Source organism: Streptomyces sp. NPDC048600 (genome assembly GCF_055587025.1).
Map to the genome: position 1 here is coordinate 53,209 of NZ_JBVJGZ010000004.1, position 21,282 is coordinate 74,490.

15 protein-coding genes are annotated in these 21,282 nt (G+C 72.1%); 11 read left to right on the forward strand and 4 right to left on the reverse strand.

Features of this window, described 5'->3' with window-relative positions; all coding sequences use genetic code 11:
• Positions 1 to 181: 181 nt before the first annotated feature.
• Positions 182 to 3,460 carry a LamG-like jellyroll fold domain-containing protein gene (locus ACZ6SQ_RS06450; RefSeq protein ID WP_469557298.1) on the reverse strand — a complete coding sequence of 1,093 codons (3,279 nt, stop codon included), beginning with the start codon at positions 3,458 to 3,460 and terminating at the stop codon, positions 182 to 184.
• A 660-nt stretch (positions 3,461 to 4,120) separates the two neighbouring features.
• Between ACZ6SQ_RS06450 and ACZ6SQ_RS06455 the strand changes: the two genes are divergently transcribed.
• The 6 genes from ACZ6SQ_RS06455 (at position 4,121) to ACZ6SQ_RS06480 (ending at position 11,957) form a co-directional block, all read left to right on the forward strand.
• Entirely contained in the window at positions 4,121 to 5,206 is a 1,086-nt protein-coding gene (locus ACZ6SQ_RS06455) for an ABC transporter substrate-binding protein (protein ID WP_469557300.1), read from the forward strand.
• A 726-nt stretch (positions 5,207 to 5,932) separates the two neighbouring features.
• Entirely contained in the window at positions 5,933 to 7,597 is a 1,665-nt protein-coding gene (locus tag ACZ6SQ_RS06460) for a sugar ABC transporter ATP-binding protein (RefSeq protein WP_469557302.1), read from the forward strand.
• The gene (locus tag ACZ6SQ_RS06465; RefSeq protein WP_469557304.1) at positions 7,594 to 8,568 is read left to right on the forward strand and encodes an ABC transporter permease; all 975 of its coding nucleotides are present in this window, start codon (positions 7,594 to 7,596) and stop codon (positions 8,566 to 8,568) included. The genes ACZ6SQ_RS06460 and ACZ6SQ_RS06465 overlap by 4 nt, the downstream gene beginning before the upstream one ends.
• Positions 8,565 to 9,617 (forward strand): ABC transporter permease, encoded by a 1,053-nt coding sequence (locus ACZ6SQ_RS06470; RefSeq protein ID WP_469557306.1) that lies wholly within the window; start codon positions 8,565 to 8,567, stop codon positions 9,615 to 9,617. The genes ACZ6SQ_RS06465 and ACZ6SQ_RS06470 overlap by 4 nt, the downstream gene beginning before the upstream one ends.
• 116 nt (positions 9,618 to 9,733) lie before the next feature.
• A complete protein-coding gene (locus ACZ6SQ_RS06475) occupies positions 9,734 to 10,792 on the forward strand; it encodes a LacI family DNA-binding transcriptional regulator (protein WP_469557308.1) in 1,059 nt (352 codons plus the stop codon).
• Between the two features lie 88 nt (positions 10,793 to 10,880).
• Positions 10,881 to 11,957 (forward strand): aldose epimerase family protein, encoded by a 1,077-nt coding sequence (locus ACZ6SQ_RS06480; protein ID WP_469557309.1) that lies wholly within the window; start codon positions 10,881 to 10,883, stop codon positions 11,955 to 11,957.
• A 9-nt stretch (positions 11,958 to 11,966) separates the two neighbouring features.
• Here the strand turns inward: ACZ6SQ_RS06480 and ACZ6SQ_RS06485 are convergent, their stop codons facing one another.
• Positions 11,967 to 13,178 (reverse strand): L,D-transpeptidase, encoded by a 1,212-nt coding sequence (locus ACZ6SQ_RS06485; RefSeq protein ID WP_469557311.1) that lies wholly within the window; start codon positions 13,176 to 13,178, stop codon positions 11,967 to 11,969.
• A gap of 204 nt (positions 13,179 to 13,382) precedes the next feature.
• On the opposite strand from ACZ6SQ_RS06485, the gene ACZ6SQ_RS06490 reads away from it, so the two are divergent.
• The 5 genes from ACZ6SQ_RS06490 to ACZ6SQ_RS06510 all read left to right on the forward strand — a co-directional run bounded on the left by ACZ6SQ_RS06490 (position 13,383) and on the right by ACZ6SQ_RS06510 (position 19,088).
• Positions 13,383 to 14,579 carry a lipid II:glycine glycyltransferase FemX gene (locus ACZ6SQ_RS06490; RefSeq protein ID WP_469557312.1) on the forward strand — a complete coding sequence of 399 codons (1,197 nt, stop codon included), beginning with the start codon at positions 13,383 to 13,385 and terminating at the stop codon, positions 14,577 to 14,579.
• Positions 14,504 to 16,267 (forward strand): murein biosynthesis integral membrane protein MurJ, encoded by a 1,764-nt coding sequence (gene murJ, locus ACZ6SQ_RS06495; protein WP_469557314.1) that lies wholly within the window; start codon positions 14,504 to 14,506, stop codon positions 16,265 to 16,267. Before ACZ6SQ_RS06490 ends, murJ begins: the two co-directional genes overlap by 76 nt.
• A gap of 24 nt (positions 16,268 to 16,291) precedes the next feature.
• Positions 16,292 to 16,975 carry a response regulator gene (locus tag ACZ6SQ_RS06500; protein ID WP_469557315.1) on the forward strand — a complete coding sequence of 228 codons (684 nt, stop codon included), beginning with the start codon at positions 16,292 to 16,294 and terminating at the stop codon, positions 16,973 to 16,975.
• Positions 16,976 to 17,049: 74 nt separating this feature from the next.
• A complete protein-coding gene (locus tag ACZ6SQ_RS06505) occupies positions 17,050 to 18,501 on the forward strand; it encodes an ATP-binding protein (RefSeq protein ID WP_469557832.1) in 1,452 nt (483 codons plus the stop codon).
• Positions 18,498 to 19,088, forward strand: coding sequence for a hypothetical protein (locus ACZ6SQ_RS06510; protein ID WP_469557317.1), 591 nt, complete (start codon positions 18,498 to 18,500; stop codon positions 19,086 to 19,088). The genes ACZ6SQ_RS06505 and ACZ6SQ_RS06510 overlap by 4 nt, the downstream gene beginning before the upstream one ends.
• Before the next feature lie 86 nt (positions 19,089 to 19,174).
• On the opposite strand, the gene ACZ6SQ_RS06515 is transcribed toward ACZ6SQ_RS06510, so the two are convergent.
• Positions 19,175 to 19,777 (reverse strand): hypothetical protein, encoded by a 603-nt coding sequence (locus tag ACZ6SQ_RS06515; RefSeq protein ID WP_469557318.1) that lies wholly within the window; start codon positions 19,775 to 19,777, stop codon positions 19,175 to 19,177.
• A 191-nt stretch (positions 19,778 to 19,968) separates the two neighbouring features.
• A complete protein-coding gene (locus ACZ6SQ_RS06520; RefSeq protein ID WP_469557320.1) occupies positions 19,969 to 21,213 on the reverse strand; it encodes an MFS transporter in 1,245 nt (414 codons plus the stop codon).
• Positions 21,214 to 21,282 lie beyond the last annotated feature (69 nt).

The window sequence follows — 21,282 nt, forward strand, 5'->3', positions numbered from 1 at the left end:
AGCGCCTGCCGGAACGCTAGACCCTGCCCCCTTGTCAGGTCCATACCAAATTTTGGCCGTAACGCGACCACCGGGGCGGCCTGTCTCCGGGCATGCCGATGCCCCGGTCCGCCACAGGGTGTGCGCGGACCGGGGCGGCCCTGGGACGCGCGGCCCCCACCGCTCGTCCCAGGAGTCGCGGCTACCGCTTCTCGGCGGTGTACAGGGCACTCACCTCCTCGGTGGAAAGTGCCTTGTCATAGGCGTGGACCTGGTCGATCGAGCCGTTCCAGAAGTCGACGTTCCCGCCGCCCCACTTGGCCCGGCCGACCGCGAGCGGGCCGGTGCCGACATCGGCCGGCCCGGGTGCGGCCGTGGCCACGAGGGTGCCGTCGACATACAGCCGGATCTCGTTCTTCTCGGTGTCCCGCACGCCCACCAGGTGGTACCAGCGGCCGAGTTCGGGGGTCGTGACGAACCGGGCGCGGTTCGCGCCGGGCGTGCTGAAGGCGAACGCGCCCTGTCCGTACTGGAGGTAGAAGGGGTTCTCCTGGCGGCGGCCGTCCTGGCTGACCACGGTCGCGTAGTTGCCGGGCAGGGAGTCGAGGGTGGCCCAGGCGGAGACGGTGTAGCTGGTGGTGGTGTCGAGGACCGGGCCCTCGGTCTGGGCGAAGTGACCCTGGCCGTCGAACTTCAGGGCGCCGCCCCGCACTCCCTCGGTCCAGGTCGTGCCCGGATTCAGCGTGAGGGGAAGGGAGTTGGGGCCGGAGTCGGCGGCGGTGGTGCCGCTGCCCTCGTCGAGGGACCAGGAGCCGCCGCCCTTCAGCGGGGCACGGTCGCCGGCCGCGGCGCCCGCCGCGATGACCTTGAGGTTGATCTCCCTGACCCGGACCGGGTCGACCTTGATCTCCCGCCGGTCGTAGGTGTAGAGCCCGTTCAGCTCGTTCTCCAGGTCGGAGATCTGGGTGTAGACCGAGCCGGAGAGTTCGGCGCCGGCCGCCTCCAGGTAGTACCGCTCGGTGTTCTCCACGTACTTGCGGGTCAGCGCCTCCTTGTCGGCGACGCCGCTGTAGATCACGGTCGGGGCGCCCGGCCACATGTGGCCCGGGGTGCGCAGGGTGAAGCCGCCGTGCTCGCCGTCCATGGCCGCCCGCCGGGCGTCGGGGTAGGCCGGGTCGGTGTTGTTGTAGTCGTGGTGGTCGATGATGTCGCCCTTGCCCGAGTCACCCTTGGAGTTGCAGCAGTTGACCCCGCTGTGGGCGTTCACGACACGGGACGGGTCGGCCGCCTCGACCTGCTCGGTGATGCGCCCGGTCTCCTCGCGGTCCCACTCGCCCCAGCCCTCGTTGAAGACGATCCAGCCGATGACGGACGGGGAGTTGTGATGCTGGCGCATCATCTCGCGCCCCTGGTCGACGAACGCCTTCTGTCCGGTGGTGTCGGTGATGTTGCCGGAGACGAAGTCCTGCCAGACGAGCAGACCGAGCCGGTCGGCGTGGTAGAACCAGCGCGGCGACTCCACCTTGATGTGCTTGCGCACGGCGTTGAAGCCGAGCTTCTTGTGCGCCTCGAGGTCGAAGGCGAGGGCCTGGTCGCTGGGCTGGGTGTAGAGCCCGTCCGGCCAGAAGCCCTGGTCGAGGGTGGCCAGGGAGAACACCGGCTTGCCGTTGAGCACGAGCTTCTGGAAGCCGCCGACCTTCTCGATGCCGATCTTCCGCATGCCGAAGTAGCCGTCGACCCGGTCGGCCGACCTCCCGTCGGTCAGGCGTACTTCGAGGTCGTAGAGGTAGGGGTCGTCCGGGCTCCAGAGGTGCTGCTTCGCCACCGGCAGTCGCAGCTCCTCGTTGGCGGGACCGGTGACCCGGCCGACGACGCGGCCGCCGGTGTCACGGGCCACGGCATCCACCCGCGCGCGGGCCGAGGCCCCGCCGGACTCGACGGTCAGCGCCAGGCTGCTCGAATCGATGTCCGGGGTCGTGACAAGGTTGTCGACCGACACGGGAGCGACCGGCTCCATCCACACCGTCTGCCAGATACCGGAGGACTGGGTGTAGAAGATGCCGCCCGGGTTGGTGGACTGCTTGCCCATCGGCTGGTTCGCGCCGCCGGTGTCGGTGACCGCGACGACGACCTCCTGCTTGCCGGTGCCCTTCAGCGCATCGGTGACATCGGCGCTGAACGCGTTGTAGCCACCGGTGTGTTCGGCCACCTTCCTGCCGTTCACCCAGACGGTGGCCCGGTAGTCGACCGCACCGAAGTTCAGCTTCAGCCGGTTGCCCGTGGTGCCGGGAGCGACCTTCCAGTCCTTGGGGACCTCGATCAGACGGCGGTAGAACATGTGGTCCTCGTGCCGCTCGACACCCGAGAGCTGCGACTCCACCGGGTAGGGCACGACGATCTTCTCGTCCAGGTCCTTGCCGAAGACCGGCAGTTCACCCGCCTCGGCGCCGGTGAACTGCCAGGGCCCGTTCAGATTGCGCCACTTGCCGCGCACCTGCTGGGGGCGCGGGTACTCCGGCAGCGGGTGCCGCTTGTCCACCTTGTCGCCCCACGCGGTGGTGAGCCGGTGGGTGGAGGAGTTCTGGGCGAAGCGCAGGATGCGCGGGACGGTCTCGTCGCCGTTCTTCAGGCCGCCCTGGCCGTCGTAGTCCATCCGGACCTGCTGTCCGCGCTGGATCGGCTCGGCGAGTTCCACCAGGGCGGTGGTGGGGTCGCCGGACACGGCACGGACCGAGCTGATGGGCATCGGCGTGGTGTCGGCCTCCACCGTGAGGTGCTCCTTCACGGTGGACAGCCCGCTCACCGGATGCTCGAACCGCAGCCGCAGCCGCCGTCCGTCCGCCGGCACCGTCGGCTCCACCGGGTAGACCTCGAAGTCGTCCGGCGGGGTGAACGCCGAGTCCGGCACCAGCTGCTTGGGCAGGGTCGGGGTCGACCAGCGCAGGAACATGTTCGCGCCGCCGACGTCCTGGAACATCTCCAGACGGAACTCGTGCTTCTCACCGGCCGTCAGCCGCACCGGTGCGCTGGTCTGCTCCCGGTCCCAGTCGGGCACCCAGTGGTCGATGACCGGCTCGCCGTCGATGAACAGACGGAAGCCGTTGTCCCCGATCGCGTAGAACGTGTAGTCGCCGGTCGCGGGGGCCTCGATCCGGCCGGTCCAGCGCGCCGTGGTGTGCTCGGTGCGCCCCGTGAGGGACTGGAACGTACCCGTGAGGCCGGAGAAGTTGATCTGCGGGTCGAGGGTGGTGCCGCCGAGAGTGGCGAAGTCCCGTGCGCCGGGCGCCGACATGCTGAAGTACTCGCCCTTCAGACCGTGCACCTCGATGTCCGCGGCGGCGGCGCTCTCGGAGGCGGCTGTGCCGACGGGCTCGGCGGCGGAAGCGGCGGCGGGAACGAGGGCGGCGGAGGACAGCAGCAGGGCCAGCGCGGCGGGCAGCGCCCATCTTCCGTATCGGGGACGGGTGTTACGTCGTGTCATCGGGTCTTTCCTCGTGGAGAGGGGGATCGGAGCCGGAACCCCGCGGAGCTGAGGCGTGCTGAACCGCCCACTGGGAGGCGCCATGTCCGCCTCCGGGTGGCACGGGCGTCCGGCGGTTGCCGACGGCACCTTCGGCGTACCGGCCGACGGCGCTTTCGGCGTACCGGCGTATCGACCGACTGCGCCTTCGGTGTACCGGCGCACCGGCCGACGGCGTCGGCTCACGGCCCGTACGCCCTCGCCGGCAGCTGCCGACGGGCGACGGGTCACCAAAATTCCAACGTTGGAAATCTGTCTGCAGCGGAATGACAGCATGCCGCCGGGAGGCTGTCCACCCCCTGTGCGCACACTGCGTTGAGTGACCGTCATACGGCGGACGGGGCTTGCCGATCGTTCATGGCCAAAGGTTCGGGAAACGTGGCGCCAGCGTCTTGCCGAGCTCCCCACGCCGTGGTTATAACGTTGTAAAGCCGGAGTCGCCGACCTCCAGGAAGGCGGCTCCTGTCCTTCGTCCTCCCAGGTCAGCGACCGGTCCTGGCCGGTCCGGCCTGCTCGCAGCCGGTTTCGCCCGGTCTTTTCGCACCAGACCGGCTCCGTCTTCCCACCCAGCGCGACCGCACGCCGCTCGGCGGTGCTGTCCCCCGCCAAGGAGTGTCCTCGATGACCCTTCCGCTCAGATCCCGCACGTTCTCCGTCGCCTGCGTCGTCGCCGCCACCGCCGCCCTGGCCCTGACCGGCTGCTCCAAGTCGGAGACCACGGACAACGCGAGCGGTGACAGCAGCCAGGGCGCGCAGAGCGTCAAGACGCCGTCCGCGCCGGCCGGCGAAGGCTGCACCCTGAGCACCTACGGCGCCCCGAAGCTCGACCTCAAGAACGCCGTCGTCGGCTTCTCCCAGTCGGAGAAGGAGGCCAACCCCTTCCGTATCGCGGAGACCCAGTCCATCAAGGACGAGGCCGCGAAGATCGGCGTCAAGAAGCTGCTGACGACCAACGCGCAGTCCCAGCTGTCCAAGCAGATCAGCGACATCCAGGACATGCTGGCGCAGGGGGCGCAGTTCCTGATCGTGGCGCCGCTCAACTCCGACGGTCTGGAGCCCGCGTTCCAGGCCGCCGCGGCCAAGAAGGTGCCCGTCCTGACCATCGACCGCAAGGTCAACGCGGCCGCCTGCAAGGACTATCTGGCCTTCCTGGGCTCGGACTTCGTCGAGCAGGGCAAGCGCGCCGCCGACGCGATGATCGAGGCGACGGGCGGCAAGGGCAAGGTGGCCATCCTGCTCGGCTCCTCGGGCAACAGCGTCACCACCGACCGGACCAAGGGCTTCGTGGACCAGGTCGGGGCCGAGGCCCCCGGCCTGGAGATCGTCGCCCAGCAGACCGGCGAGTTCGCCCGCGACAAGGGCCAGCAGGTCATGGAGCAGCTGATCCAGTCGAAGCCCGACATCACCGCCGTCTACGCGGAGAACGACGAGATGGCCCTCGGCGCGGTCACCGCCCTCAAGGCGGCGGGCAAGACCCCGGGCAAGGACGTCAAGATCGTCTCCATCGACGGCACCCGCAACGCCGTACAGGCCCTGGCCAACGGCGAGTTGAACGCCGTCATCGAGTCCAACCCGCGCTTCGGACCGCTCGCCTTCGCCACCGCCCAGAAGTTCTACTCCGGCGAGGGCATCCCCGAGGACGTCATCATCTCGGACCGCGAGTACGACCCGTCCAACGCGAAGGACTCGCTCGGCGGGGCGTACTGAGCGGGCGCCGGGCAGACCTGAGCGACGCGGTGCCGGGTGTCCGGCTCCCCGGGCACCGCGTCACGGCACGGCTCCGGCCGGGACAGGCCGACGCGGTGGTACGGGCGGTCCGCGCCGGGCGGAGCCGCCCCGGCGGGACCACCCAGCCGAGCGACCGGCTCAGCGGGACCTCCGGCCGGGCGCCTGGACCGGCTCGGCCGCGTCCGAGGTCCGTCCCGGGAACCCTGCCGGGGTCCCACCCTCGCGGCCTCGGCACTCGTTCCGCGCAACTCCCCGTCCTGGAGCGGTACTTCGCCGGACCGGCTCCGGGTGGAGGCGCGCCTCGACCGACGTGTCCACACGCAGGGCGGCGACCGAGCGGACAGTGCCGGCGGAAGCCGGACACGACCGAGCGGGCGGAGCCGGCAGAAGCCGGCGACGGCCGATGGAACGGTCCTGGCGGAAGCCGGCGCCGACCGAGCGGGCGACCCCGGCGGAAGTCGGGCGTCGGCCGAACGGAGTGGTCCGGTGAAGTGCCGGCCCGGCGGACGGACCGGCAGAAGTCGGCGCCGGCCGAGCGGACGGACCCGGCCGAAGTCGGACCCTGCAGAAGTCGGCGACGACCGAGGTCGGCCCCGGCCGAAGTCGGCCGAGGGCGGCCGTCAGCCCGGCCCCGCCCGCCCGGACCCCCGCCGTCCTTCGCCCCTCCCACCCCTCCCCCAGACCCCTCTCCGGAAGGCCCAGTTCATGGCATCCCCCGAAGCGGCAGCGGCAGCCGCAGCGGCCGCGGCGCGCGGCGACGATCCGTCGGTCGCCCCGACGGTGCTGGAGGCCCGCGGTGTCGGGAAACGCTTCCCCGGCGTGATCGCCCTCGACGACGTCTCGTTCACCCTGCGCGCCGGGGAGACCCACGCGCTCGTCGGGGAGAACGGCGCCGGGAAGTCCACCCTGATCAAGGTGCTCACCGGTGTGCACCGGCCCGACAGCGGTGAACTGCTGCTGTCCGGGCGCCCGGTGCGGTTCACGCGCCCGGCCGAGGCACAGGCGGCCGGCATCTCCACGATCTACCAGGAGGTGAACCTCGTACCCCTGATGAGCGTGGCCCGCAACATCTTCCTCGGGCGCGAGCCCAAGAACCGCTTCGGGCTGATCGACTTCCCGCGGATGCACACCGAGGCCGCCGAGCTGCTGGGCGGGTTCGGTGTCGGGGTCGACCCGCGCCTGCCGCTGCACACGCTCGGCATCGGCACGCAGCAGATGGTCGCGCTCGCCCGCGCGGTGTCGATCGAGGCACAGGTGGTCGTCATGGACGAACCCACCTCGTCGCTCGAACCCCGCGAGGTGGAGACGCTGTTCCGGGTCATCGGCGACCTGCGCCGCCGCGACATCGCGGTCGTGTACGTCAGTCACCGCATGGACGAGCTGTACCGGATCTGCGACCGCGCCACCGTCCTGCGCGACGGCCGGCACATCCACACCGGCGATCTGGCCGAACTGGACCGTGTGCGGCTGGTGTCCATGATGCTGGGCCGGGAGATCTCCGAGGTGCGCCGGCACGGCGTGACGAGCTTCGGCGACGAGGGCCACGACATCGCCCGCGACCCCGTCCTCACCGCCACCGGACTGACCCGCCGGCACCAACTGGACGGTGTGTCGCTGGAACTGCGCCCCGGCGAGGTCCTCGGCCTGGGCGGGCTGCTCGGCTCCGGCCGCAGCGAGACCGCGAAGGCCCTGGCGGGTGCCCTGCCGCTGGACTCCGGGGAGGTCCGGGTCGCCGGGACCGCCGGGGCCGGCCGGTTCACCTCGGCGAGCGCCATCCGGGCGGGCATCAGCCTGCTGCCGGAGGACCGCAAGGCCGAGGGCATCGTGCCCGGTCTCTCGGTCCGCGAGAACATCGTGCTCGCCGCCCTGCCCCGGCTCTCCCGCGCCGGGATCGTCTCGCGCGCGCAGCAGGACCGGGTCGTCGACATCTTCATGAAGCGACTGCGGATCAAGGCGTCAAGTCCCGAGCAGAAGGTCGGCGAACTCTCCGGCGGCAACCAGCAGAAGGTGCTCCTGGCCCGCTGGCTCTGTCTGGAACCGAAGGTGCTGCTGCTCGACGAACCGACCCGAGGCATCGACGTGGGCGCGAAGGCCGAGGTCCAGGCCCTGGTCGACGAACTCGCGCAGGAGGGCCTCGCCGTGCTGCTGATCTCCTCCGACATCGAGGAGCTCGTCGAGGGCGCCGACCGGATCGTGGTCCTCAGGAACGGCGCCACCGTGGGCGAACTCGTCGGCGAGCAGGTGTCCGAGGACACGCTGCTCGCCGCCCTCGCCGACCACGCCCCGCCCGCCGACGCGTCCCCGAACACCTCTCTCACTACGTCCCAGGACAAGGCCCCGCGACCGGGCGCCGAGGAGACCCCCCGATGACCACCCAGGCCCCCGCGGCACCGGCCCGCGGACCCGTCATGCGGCCGACCACCGCCGCGTGGTTCCAGGCGTACGGCGTGTACGCGGCCGTGGCCGCGCTGCTGCTGTTCAACGCGTTCTTCACCGAGCACTTCCTCACCGTCGACAATCTCCGCACCCAGCTCATCCAGGTCGCCCCGATCGTCATCGTCGCCCTCGGCATGGCGCTGGTGATCGGCACCGAGGGCGTCGACCTGTCGGTGGGCTCCGCGATGGCCCTGGCCGCCGCGCTGCTGCCGCTCTACCTCGGCTACGGCCTGGTGCCCGCCCTGGTCGTGGCGCTGCTGGCGGGCGCGGTGGTCGGCGCGGTCAACGGCACGCTGGTGTCGGTGGTGGGGCTGCAACCCATCGTGGCGACACTCGCGCTGTTCGTCGGCGGCCGGGGCCTGGCCCTGGTGCTCGCGGACGGGCAGCTGAAGCAGATCTCCAACCCCGGCCTGCTGGCCCTCGGCACGAACAGTGTGCTCGGCATCCCGCTGGTCGTCCTGATCGCGGGCCTGCTCGCGCTCGCCGTCGCCTTCCTGGTGCACCGGACCACGTTCGGCCGCCAGGTCGTCGCGATCGGCGGCAACCGCAAGGCCGCCGCCCTCGCCGGACTGCCCGTCAAGCGGGTGCTGACCGGCGTCTACGTCCTGTGCGGGGTGCTCGCCGCCCTGGCCGGTGTGCTCGCCACCGCGCGGCTGACCGCCAGCGACCCCTCCTCGCTCGGCACCCTGATGGAACTCTCCGCCATCACCGCCGTGGTGGTGGGCGGCACCCCGCTCAGCGGCGGTTCCGTCCGGGTGCTGGGCACCGTGGCCGGCGCTCTCCTGATGCAGTTGCTGCGCGCCACGCTGGTCAAGCACGACCTGCCCGACTCCACCGCCCAGATCGCCCAGGCGGCCATCATCGTGGCCGCCGTCTACGTCGCACGGGAGCGCCGATCCCGATGAACTCCACGTCATCCGTCACGGCCCCGGGACCGGTCTCCCCGGCGCCCGAGGCCGGGGGCAAGCCCGCCAAGGACCGTTCCGGGGCCGAGGGCTCCGGGCGGGAACGCCTCGCGGCCCTGGTCCAGCGGCAGGGTGTGCTCGCCGTCCTGCTCCTCGTCGTCGTGATCGCCTCGTTCGCGTATCCGACCTTCGCCACCCTCGACAACGCCCGGGGCGTGCTCGTCCAGGCCTCGTTCCTGGCGATCGTGGCGCTCGGCATGACCCTGGTCATCATCACCGGCGGCATCGACCTGTCCGTCGGGTCGGTGTTCGCCCTGGGCGGGGTGCTCGCCGCCTGGGCCTCCCAGTGGGGTCTGCTGCCCGCCCTGCTGCTGCCGCTCGTGGTGTGCGGGGCGATCGGCACGCTCAACGGTCTGCTCATCGCCCGCGCCGGGATGGCACCCTTCATCGTCACCCTGGCCTCCCTGCTGGGGGCGCGCGGTCTGCTGCTCGCGATCACCGACGAGGGCGCCACGACCTATCTGGTCCCCAAGGGGTCCGCGTTCGCCGAGTTCGGGCAGGGCAGCGTCGGCGGGTTCGGCTATCCGATCCTGGTCGCGCTCGTCCTCTTCGGCGCCGGTGGTCTGCTGCTCCAGCGCACCTCCTTCGGACAGACGCTGTTCGCCGTCGGCGGCAGCAACGACGCCGCCACCCTCATGGGGCTGCCGGTCGCCCGCGCCAAGGTGTTGGTGTACGTGCTGAGCGGGCTGCTCGCCGGTTTCGCGGGCGCCGTCAACGCGGCCCGGCTGTCCTCCGGGGTGACCATCATCGGCACCGGCATGGAGCTGGACGCGATCGCCGCGGTCGTCATCGGCGGCACCCTGCTCGTCGGCGGGGCCGGGGCGGTCAGCGGAACGCTGTGGGGCGTGCTGCTGCTGGCCGTCATCCAGAACCTGATCAACCAGATCGGCTCGCTGAACTCCTCCTACCAGTCGGTGGTCAGCGGCGGCTTCCTGATTCTGGTGGTTGTCACACAGCGGTACATTTCACGCAGCAGAAGAACGCTCTGACGCAGGCGGGACCCAGCCGACGCCCGGAACCCCGGGCCGGTGCGGCCCCCGCTAAGGGCCAGGGCCGCACCGGCCCGGCCGATCCGCACCGATCAGAGCCGAACCGGAGGAGTTCCGTGGGGGTCAGCCTCAAGGACGTCGCGCAGCGGGCAGGCGTGTCGATCAAGACCGTCTCGAACGTGGTGAACAACTATCCCCACGTCACGCCCCAGATGCGCGCCAAGGTGCAGCAGGCCATCGACGAGCTCGGCTACCGTCCGAATCTCACCGCCCGCCACCTGCGCAAGGGCCGTACCGGCATCATCGCCCTCGCGGTGCCGGAGCTCGGCAACCCCTACTTCGCCGAGCTGGCGGGCGCCGTGATCGACGCGGCCGCCCAGCACGACTACACCGTGCTGGTCGACCACACCGCCGGGCTGCGCGAGCGGGAGCTGCTGGTCAGCCAGGAGTTCCGGTCCCATGTCATCGACGGGCTGATCCTCAGCCCCATCCATCTGGAGAACGAGGATCTGCTCGCCCGGCAGGAGACCTCACCGCTGGTGCTGCTGGGCGAGCGCGAGTACGACGCCCCGTACGACCAGATCGCCATCGACAACGTGGCGGCCGCGCGCAGCGCCGTGCGGCATCTGCTGGACCTGGGCCGGCGGCGGATCGCCTTCCTGGGCTCGCGCACCGGCCGCGAGCGCCAGCCCGCGCATCTGCGGCTGCGGGGCTGGCGCGAGGAGCTGATCGCCGCCGGCCTGGAGCCGGACGAGTCGCTCGTCGTCGCCACCGACGGCTACGGCCGCGGCGACGGCGCCTCGGCCATGGCCACGCTCCTGGACCGGGGGGCCCGGCCCGACGCGGTGTTCGCCTACAACGACCTCATCGCCCTGGGTGCCCTGCGCACCCTCATGGAACGCGGCCTCGGGGTCCCCGAGGACGTGGCCGTGGTCGGCTTCGACGACATCGAGGAGAGCCGCTACAACGCGACCAGCCTCACCACCGTCTCCCCCGACAAGCAGGCCATCGCCCGCCACGCGGTCGACCGGCTCGTGGCGCGGCTGGCCGGCGGTCCCGTGTCGGAGCCCCGGCGCATCCGCCCCGGCTACCGGCTCGTCGTCCGGGAGTCCACCGGCGGCGACCACAGCGTGACCGCCGCACCGCGGGACGACGCCGCGCCCACCGGCGGCTGACCCGCACCGCACCGCCGCCCCACCGCGCGCGCAGGACGCACGACCGCCGCGGCCCCACCACCGCCTGAAGCCGTCCCGAGGACTCACCATGCCCCGACCCAGCCTGCGCCACCGGCCGTTCGGCACCGCCCCCGACGGGGAGGCCGTCGAGCTGTGGCGTCTGGAATCTCCCTCCGGCTCCTACGCCGAGATCCTCACCTACGGAGGTGTCCTGCACGCCCTCGGTGTCCCCGACGCCGACGGCCGCACGCGCAACGTGGTCCTCTCGCTGCCTTCGCTCGACCAGTACGCGGAGAAGAGCCCGTACCTCGGTGCGGTGGTGGGCCGTTTCGCCAACCGCATCGCGCACGGCCGTTTCGTGCTCGACGGCACCGCGCACCACGTCCCCGTCAACGACCGCGGCCACGCCCTGCACGGGGGACCCGGCGGCTTCGACACCAAGGTCTGGCGGGCGGATCCCGTGGTGGACGGCGACACGGCCGCGCTCCGGCTGACCCTGCGCAGCGCGGACGACGACATGGGATTCCCCGGCACGCTCGACGTCACGGCCACCTACTCCCTCGACGCCGCCGGCACGCTCGCGCTGGAGTTCACCACCGTCACCGACCGCCCGACCGTCGTCAGTCTGAGCAACCACGCCTACTTCAACCTCACGGGCGACGGGGAGGACGTCCTCGGCCACACCCTCCAGGTGGACGGCACCCGCTTCCTCCCCGTCGACGCCGACGGCATCCCGCTCGGCCCGCTCCAGGACGTCACGGGGACACCGTTCGACCTGACGGACCCTCAACTGCTGCACGCACAGCTCGATTCGGACGACGACCAGCTCCGCCAGGCCGGCGGCTACGACCACTGCTGGGTCCTGGCCGAGGGCGAGTCCGGGCCGCCGCGCCGGGCGGCGCGTCTGACGGCGCCGGGCCGGACCCGTGTGATGGAGGTGTGGACCACGGCCCCCGGCCTCCAGGTGTACACCGCCAACCTGCTCGACGGCTCGCTCTGCGACGCCGACGGCCGCCCGCTGCGCCGCCACGGCGCCGTCTGTCTGGAGACCCAGCATCTGCCCGACGCCCCCAACCGGCCCGCGTTCCCCAGCGCCGTGCTGCTCCCCGGCACGACGGGCCGTCGCCGCACGGAGTTCCGCTTCCCGCGCGGAACGCAGCGCTGAGAGCCCTGGCTAGCGCAGGGCGCTCCTGCCCTGCCAGTCGGCCCACGACAGGTTCCACTCCCCGAAGCCGTTGCCCGGCTCGACCACGCCCTTGGTGTCGGCGCCGGTGATCTCGAACGGGTCACCGGGCCGCACCTGCTCGTAGAACCAGGCCGCGTCGGCGTCGCTCATGCCTATGCAGCCCGAACTCCGGTTGGCGTTGCCGAAGTACCGGGCGTTCCACGGGGCGGCGTGCGCGTACATGCCCGACCAGGTGAGCCGCATCGAATGCTCGACCATCTTGTCGTAGGCGTCGCCGAGGCCGACGGTCTCGGAGTTCATGTTGATCGTGCCCTCCTTCGCCATGAGCACCGCCGTGCCGCGCCAGGAGCGCTTGTCGCCGCCCGGTGTGCCGCCGGAGACCGGGAGGGTCCGGACGGTCCGCCCGTCGCGGACGAGGGTGAGCCGGTGCTTGTCCAGGTCGACCTGGACGATCTGCCGGGCGCCGACGGTGAAGGCGGTGGTGTAGTCGCGTACGAACCAGCCGCCGTCGCCCGAGTCGGTGCCGTTCAGTTCCGCGTTCAGCGTGACCTCGGTGCCCGGCTTCCAGTACGTGCGGGGGCGCCAGTCGACGCGGTCGCGGCCCGACCAGTCGCGTATCCAGCCCCAGGAGCCCTCGGTGCCGTCCGAGGTGGTCACCTTCAGTTGCTTCTCGACCTCGGCCCGGTTCTTCACCGGGTTGTCGAAGACCAGGGAGATGGGCTGGGCGACGCCGACGGTGGTGCCGGTGCCCGGCCGCCAGTCGACCTTGTTGACCTTGTCCGCCGCGGCGGTGGTGAAGGAGGCCTTGGTGCTGCCTGCTGTGCCGCCCTCGGTGCGGGTCGCGGCCGCGACCGTGTAGGCCGTGCCGGGGGCGGCCTTGCGGTCGGAGACCCATGAGCCGCCGTCGGCCGCGACCTTCCCGGCGAGCCTTTGGCCCTCGGCGTCGGTGACGGTCACGGAGGTGAGCCGGCCGCCCGCGGCTCTGACCGTCACGGGCGCGCCCGGGGCGGCGTCGCGCCCCTGCGGGGTGACGGTGACCGTGACCGGGCGGTTGCCGGCGTCCTTCGTGCCCTTCGCGTCGGGGCCGGCGGGAGTGCCGCCCGAGGAGCAGGCGGCGAGCGGCGCCAGCAGGGCCGCCGCGACGGCGGCGCGTACCGGGGCGTGGGCGAACACGGATGTGCGGTGCAACGGGACCTCCATGACGAACGACAACGTGCCGAAGCGGGGGATGTTCGTGACTGTAGGCCTGGAAAACACCAGGTCATCCGCTGTGGAGCAGTGTGACGGCCATTGGTGAGGAACGGTCATGCTCCCATCACATTCGCCGCGCGGCGCGGTCATGGGCCGCTGTGAGCATCCTCTGCGTCCCCGCTGCGGAACCGGGGAGAAGGAGAGGCTCACACCGTGTCAGCGCTGCTCGTACCGCCCGGCCGTATTCCCCGGGCGGGGAACGCGGACGTCGTCCTCGGACCTGTCACCGCCGAGGTCTACCGCGCCTTCCTCGCGTCCTCGGCCGGCGCCTCGCTCGGCGCCGGTTTTCTCCAGTGCCCGTCCTGGGCCGAGGTCAAGGAGGGCTGGCGCGCGCAGCTCCTCGGCTGGGGTCCGGATCCGGCGGCGGGGCGGCTGACGGGTGTGGCCCTGGTGCTGCTGCGGCAGTTCCCGGGCACCCGCAAGTACTTCGCCTACCTTCCCGAGGGTCCGGTCGCCGACTGGAGCGATCCCGGCATCGACGGCTGGCTGACGCCGTTGCTGGACCATCTGCGCCGCACGGGCGCGTTCGCCGTCCGCATGGGCCCCTCCCCCGCCTACCGGCGCTGGGACGCCGCTCTGCTCAAGTCCCGTACGGGCGCAGGGCATCGGCTGGCGGACGTCCTCGCGAGCGAGGTCGACCCGCTCGGCACGGCGGTCGCCGAGCGGCTGCGGGCCCGGGACTGGCGGCGCTGCGGCGGCGACGGCACCGGGGACGACGGCGACGCGCAACCCCGCCATGTCTTCCAGGTGCCGCTCGCCGGACGCACCACCGAGGACCTGTGGTCCGGACTCAACCAGGAGTGGCGCCGCAACATCCGCCGCGCGCAGAAGGAGGGTGTGGAGGTGGTGGTGGGCAGCGCCGCCGAACTCCCCGAGTTCTACCGTCTGCTGGGCGTCACCGAGCGGCGCGACGGCTTCCGGCTCGGCCGCTCGCTCGCCTACTACGAGCGTCAGTACGCGGCGCTCAACGCCGAGGAGCCCGGCCGGATGAAGCTCTACCTCGCCCGGCACCACGGCGAGATCCTGGCCGCGCACACGATGATCAGGGTCGGCCGCCGGGTCTGGTACCAGACCGGTGCCTCGGCCGACCACCGCCGTGAGGTGCGGCCCTCCAACGCCCTTCAGTGGCGCATGCTGCTGGACGCCCACGCCCTCGGCGCCGACGTGTACGACATGCGCGGGGTACCCTCCACTCTCGACCCTGACGAACGTGCGTACGGATTGCTGCGGTGGAAGCTCGGCACCGGCGGACAGGTCGTCGAGACGCTGGGGGAATGGGAGAGACCGTTGGGCGGCACCGCCAACCAGGCGCTCTACCGCGCCTTCCAGGCGTACCTGAACCGCCGGTGAAGCCGGTGAAGCCGACCACGGACACCGGCCCGGACAGTGCCTCCGCCGGTACCGCCCCCGCAGGCACGGTCGTTCGCCCCCGGGCGCGGCACGCCGCCGCGAAGAAGGCCTCCGCGGCGCGCAGCAGCGCCGTGATGGCGGCCGGGTCGGTCGTCTCCCGCGCCACCGGCTTCGCCCGGTCGGCCGTGGTCGCGGCGGCGCTGGGCACGATCGGACCGACCGCCGACGGTTACGCGGTGGGCAACTCGCTGCCCACCATCGTCTACATGCTGCTCCTGGGCGGCGCGCTGAACGCGGTCTTCGTGCCCGAGCTGGTCAAGGCGGCCAAGGAGCACGCCGACGGAGGTGTCGCCTACACCGACCGGCTCGTCACGGTGTGCGTCGTCGCCCTGCTGGCGCTCACCGCGACCGCGGTGTGGGCGGCCCCGCTGATCGTCGACGGGTACACCGACTACACGGGCGGGCAGGCGGCCATGACCACCGCGTTCGCCCGCTACTGCCTGCCGCAGATCTTCTTCCTCGGGCTGTTCACCCTGCTCGGCCAGGTCCTCAACGCGCGCGGCCGGTTCGGCGCGATGATGTGGGCGCCCGTCCTGAACAACCTGGTCGTCATCACGGTGTTCGGCCTGTATCTGGCCCTGGCGACGGGCGGCGGGGACACACTCGGCGCCGCTGAGACGGCCGTGCTCGGCTGGGGCACCACCGCCGGGATCGCCGTACAGGCACTGGCCCTGCTCCCCGCGCTGCGCGCGGCCCGGTTCCGCTGGCGGCCCCGGTTCGACTGGCGCGGCAGCGGACTGACCCGCCCGCTGCGGTCGGCCTTCTGGCTGGTGCTGCTGGTCCTCGCCAACCAGGCCGCCTACTGGGTCACCACCCGGCTGGCCACGACCGCGGGCCTGGACGGCGGGCCGGGATACAGCGCCTACAACAACGCGTACGCGCTGTGGGCCGTACCGCACGGCATCATCACCGTCTCGCTGGTGACCGCGCTGATGCCCAGGATGAGCGCGGCCGCCGTCGACGGCGACACCGCGACGCTGCGGCGGGACGTCTCCCAGGCCCTGCGCACCTCGGCGTCCGCGGTGGTGCCCGCCGCCTGCATGCTGTTCGCCCTCGCGCAGCCGGTGATGGCCCTGGTCTTCGGCTACGGCAGGACCAGCGACGGCGACACGGCCGCCATGGCCGGCATCCTGATGGCCTTCGCGCCCGGACTCGTGGCCATGTCGGGCCAGTACGTGCTCTCCCGCACCTTCTACGCGCTCTCCGACACCCGTACGCCGTTCCTGCTCAACCTCGTGATCGTCACGCTCAACGCGGGCCTGTCCGTGACGGCCGCCCAACTGCTGCCCGCCCGCTGGGCCGTGACGGGGATGGCGGCGGCGTACTCACTGGCCCTGTGCGTGGGCTGGGCGGTGACGGCGTGGGTGCTCGGCCGCCGTCTCGCGGTCGCCCGGCCGCTGCGGTCCTCCGCGGCAGGCGCGCACGCCCGGCTGCTCGTCGCCGCAGTGCCGGCCACCGCACTCGGTCACTGGGTGGCGTCGGAGGCCGCGAGGGCGGGTTCCCCGGCCGCCGCAACCGCCGGAGGGGTCGTCGTCGTGCTCACCTTCGCCCTGCTCGCCCGTCCGCTGCGCCTGACCGAACTCGACGCGCTGATCTCCGGTGTCCGCCGGAGAGCCGCCCGGACCTGACCACCACCCTAGGGAGAACCATCCATGCCCCGCGTGCTCCTCATCGAGGACGACCCTTCGGTACGCGAAGGGGTCGAGCTCGGTCTGCGCCGCCGTGGCCACGACGTACGGACGGCCGCGACCGGCGAGGCGGGACTCGCCGCGCTGGTCGAGTTCCGCCCCGACCTGCTGCTGCTGGACCTGATGCTGCCCGGCATGAATGGCGTCCAGGTCTGCCGGCGGGTCCGTGAGCAGAGCCAGCTGCCGATCATCATGCTCACCGCGCGCGGAGACGACTTCGACGTGGTGATCGGCCTGGAGGCCGGTGCCGACGACTACATCGTCAAACCCGCCCGCACCGAGGTGATCGAGGCCCGTATCCGCGCCGTGCTGCGCCGCATCGAGGACACCGAGCCGGGCCGGCCGGCCGTCGAGTTCCACGGCGAACTCGCCATCGACCGCGTCGGACTGACCGTCACCAAGTCGGGCAGGCGGCTCACGCTCGCGCCCTCCGAGCTCAAGCTCCTGCTGCACCTCTCCTCGGCCCCTGAACAGGTTTTCAGCAGGCAGCAGTTGCTGGAGCACGTGTGGGACCACAACTACCACGCGGACGCGCGCCTGGTCGACGCGTGCGTGGCACGGCTGCGCGGCAAGATCGAGGACGAGGCGGGCAGCCCCCGTTACGTCCAGACGCTGCGGGGCTTCGGCTACCGCTTCGGACCGCTGTGATCCTCGGCCCCGCCCGGAAACGGCCCCGCCGCCACGCGCGCGGTCCGGCCGACGGCTCCCGTGGACCGGTGCGGATGCGGGCCCGGGCGTTCGGGCTGCGCACCCGGCTGGTGCTCGCCTTCCTGGTGGTCGCCGCCGTCAGCGCGGGCACCACGGCCGCCCTGACCTACCGCGAGGCCCGTAACGCGCTGCTGGAGACGGCCCAGGACACCGCGGTCTCCTCGTTCCGCGAGCAGGTCCAGCAGACGGGCTGGCGCCTGCCGGTGGGCGAGGAGGGCATGGAGCTGGTCCTCCGCGACATCGCCCGCAGGGGAAAGCCGCACCCCTGGGTGGTGTTCGCCGAGTACGGCTCGATGCGCGTCTCCTCCGGCGAGAACCCCGTCTCGACCGTCATCACGCCCGGACTGCGCCGTGCCGCGCGGGCCAACCCCAACGGTTCCTTCGAGCGGGTCGTCAAGGACGGTGTGCCCTACCTGACGATCGCCATGCCCACCGTCTTCAGGACCGGCCCCGACACCCTGCTGCCCAGCGGACTCGTCGTCTACGCCGTCATGCGGATGACCGACGAGCAGATCAACATCGACGCGATGCTCATGGCCGCCCGTGACGGCGCCCTGCCCGGCCTCGTCATCGCTCTGGTCCCCGGGCTGTTCGCGGCGCGCAGTGTGCTGCGTCCGGTCCGGGAACTGCGCCGCGCCGCCCAGAGCATGGGCAGCGGACAGCTCGACACCCGCATCCCCGTCCGGGGCAGCGACGAACTGGCCGAACTGGCCCGTACCTTCAACGAGACCGCCGGCAAACTGGAGCTGTCGGTGGCGGAGTTGCGGGAGGCGGAGGCCCGGGCCCGCCGCTTCGCGTCCGACGTCTCGCACGAACTGCGCACCCCGCTCGCCGGCATGCTCGCCGTCACCGAGGTCCTCGACGAGGACGCCGACCGGCTGGACGCCGACACCGCCCGGGCGGTCCGGCTGGTCAGCGCCGAGACCGGCAAGCTCGCCGTGCTCGTCGAGGACCTGATGGAGATCTCCCGCTTCGACGCCCGGGCGGCCGAACTCAACGCCGACGAGGTCGATGTCGCGGAGACCATCGCCAAGAGCCTGGCCAACCGCCACTGGACCGACGGCCGGGTCCGCGCCGAGCTGCCCGACGGCATCCGCGCCCGGCTCGACCCGCGCCGCTTCGACCTCGTGATCGCCAACCTCGTCGGCAACGCCCTGCGGCACGGCGGCGCGCCGGTCACCGTGCGTCTGCGCGTGGAGGCCCGCTCCCCCGACGCGCCCGTGCTGGTCACCGAGGTCGTCGACAGCGGCCCCGGTATCCGGCCCGACGTGCTGCCGCACATCTTCGACCGCTTCTACAAGGCCGACGCGGCGCGTACCCGGTCGGCGGGCAGCGGCCTGGGCCTGGCGATCACTCTGGAGAACGTGCGGCTGCACGGCGGCACGATCCGCGCCGGGAACCTGCCGGAGGGTGGGGCCGTCTTCACCGTCGAGATACCGCTGTACGCGGAGGAGGCGGGGGAATGAGGCGTGCGCGCACGCGCCGGCGCGGGGGCGTGGTCGCCGTCGTGGCGGCTGTGCTGCCGCTCGGCGGCTGCGGCATCCCGGAGACCGATGTCATCGAGGCGGGCGCTCCGGCGAGCGTCCAGGCCTTCGTCGACCGGGACTACGACGTGCTGCTGTTCTTCCGCTCTCCCGACGGCGGCCTCAATCCGGTGGTCCGGTCCACCTTCTCCTCGGGCGGGATCGGCCCGGACGGCGGCACCTGGGCGGGTTCCGTGGGCCAGGACCCCGACGGGACGCCGGTCGCGGCCGAGAAGGTGGTCACCCTGCTGCTGCTCGGTCCCGACGAGAGGGACCGGGCCGCGGGTCTCGACACCGCGCTGCCCACCGCCCAGGTCAAGGAGCGCGTCCAGGTGGAGGTCGCGCGGACCGGGGCGATCAGGGCCGAGCTGCCGATCGCGCTGGAAGGGCTGGACAGCACGGCCCTGCGCCAGCTGATCTGCACGATCGCCTACAGCGAGCGCGGCAGCGGACTGGCCACCGTGCGGCTCAGCGGTACGGACGGCGTGTCGAGGTCGGGAACGTGCGGCCTCGACCCGACCGGGAGCTGAGGGCGGTGAGCGGGCCCGTCCCGGCACACCGGCCCGGTTCCGTACACAGGCCCCGTCCCGTGCACCGGCCCCGACCGCCCGGGGCCCTACCCGTCGGCGCCCGACCGCGTCCGTGACCGGGCACGGTCGCGGTCGCGGTCGCGGAACCAGCAGAGCGTCCCCACCAGCACTGCCACAGCCGTCCCGTAGAGCGGCAGCCACCGAGTCGTCGTGGACGCGAGGCAGTCGTCGACGGCCTCGCGGGACTGCTCCCGCCGCGCGAACGCCAGGGCGGTCTCGTCCTGCCCGGCCAGGTTCCCCAGCGTGGCCTGTGCCTCCAACGCCTGGTACCTGCCCAGCAGTTGGCAGTCGCTGCGGGCCTGGGGCACGGGGAACAGCCAGTCGTGCCGTTGCAGCAGCGGGGCCAGGGCGATCGCCGCGCACAGACCGACGACCAGCGCGTACGCCACCAGCGCGCGCAGGTACGGCGAGCGGAGCCTCGGTGACCACAGCGCCCGGCGCTCGAAGGCGGACATCACGGCGAGGAGCGTCACGCCGATGAACGCGGCGAACCACTGCCACGAGCCCTGGGCGAGGGCGAAGGTCAGCACGGCGGCGAGTCCGATGCCGATGACGCCGGGATCGGGAGCGGGGTCGCCCGGCGCGGCGGACACCGGCCGCCGCGCCGTTCGGGAGCTGGGAGCGATCACGAGTCTCTCCTGCGCAGGGGAGGTCTCAGCGTCCCCCGGGCGGGGTGGCGGTGCGGGGTGCCGTGCCGTACGGGGCCGGGCATCCCGCCCGGATGGCCCGCGCCCGGGAAACGGCCGTCGTGCCGCGGCTCGCGGTGCCGGAGCGCCCCACGCCGTGTTCGGGCGGCGGGGCGCAGCGGCGGGCCGTGGGCTCAGTCCTCGGACGGCAGATGGTCGCGCATGCCGAGGTGGGCGCAGAGCGCGGCGACGGCGCCCACGGCACCGCACAGCAGCCAGACGGTGTTGCCGAGCGTGGCCCAGGCGAGGACGCCGAGGGTGGGTCCCAGTGCCATGCCGAGGCCGAACGTGGCCTGGTGGGCGGCGATGTAGCGGGCCTTGAACGGGTCCGGGTAGGTGGACGGGTGGGCGAACATGGTCGGCCCGCTGACCATCACGCCGGCGACGAACACGGCCGTGCTGAGGATGAGCAGGACGGCGGGTTCCAGGATGTACCCGGTCACCCCGAGCGCCATCAGCGCGGTGCCGACGCCACCGGCCAGGTGGGGCGGCCAGCGCTTGACGTAGCTGGTGATCTTCAGTTCGCAGAGGATGAGGATCACGGAGGAGGCGGTGAGCACCGCGCTGTACATTCCGGCGGACCCGCCGTCCGCGGTGATCTTCAGGGGCAGGGCGACCGTGTACTGCACGTAGATCAGCGAGCCGAGCAGGACCGAGGCCAGGAAGAGCAGGTACTTGGTGTCGCGCAGCAGCACGGCGTACACGGAACGCCGGTGCGCGGCGGGTTCCGCGTCGCCCGCGGCAGCCGCCGGGGGTCTGTCGGAGGGCAGGTTCGGCAGCAGGGTGTAGGAGACGACCGCGCAGGCGAGCGCGGTGAGGGCGTCGAGCCAGAACAGCAGGTTCCAGTCGATCAGGATCAGACCCGCCGCGATGAGGGGGCTGACGGCCGCACCGGCGTTCATCGCGATCCGCATCATGGAGAAGGCCATCACGCGGTGCTCGGCGGGCATCAGCTCACTGAGCATCAGCGCCGCGGCAGGGCGGTAGGACTGGGTGACCAGGCCCGCCGCGGTGACCGCGACCAGCAGGTAGGCGAAGTGCGAGGGTCTGCTCAGCCAGGGGACGAGTGCCAGGACCGACGCGGAGGACGCCATCGCCGTGACGATGGTGGCGCGGGCCCCGATGCGGTGGATCAGCTCGCCGCCGAGCAGCGTGCCGAGTACGGCGCCCGCGCTGTACGCGGTCAGGGCGAGGCCCGCGTGGCCCAGGGTCATTCCGCGTGCCGTCAGATACAGCACCAGGAAGGTCTGGACGAAGGCGCCCATCTGGTTGACGAGCACTCCGCCCAGCAGATACCGCACGGAGACCGGTGTCGCGCGAACCACGGCGAAGACGCCCGGCGCGCGATCTGTTTTCTGTACCGCCTGCGTGACACTCACTGTTCTCGTCCTCGATTCGGTGTTCTGCCGGACCCGCCGCGCGGCCCGGGGGGCTGGTGATGAGACAGC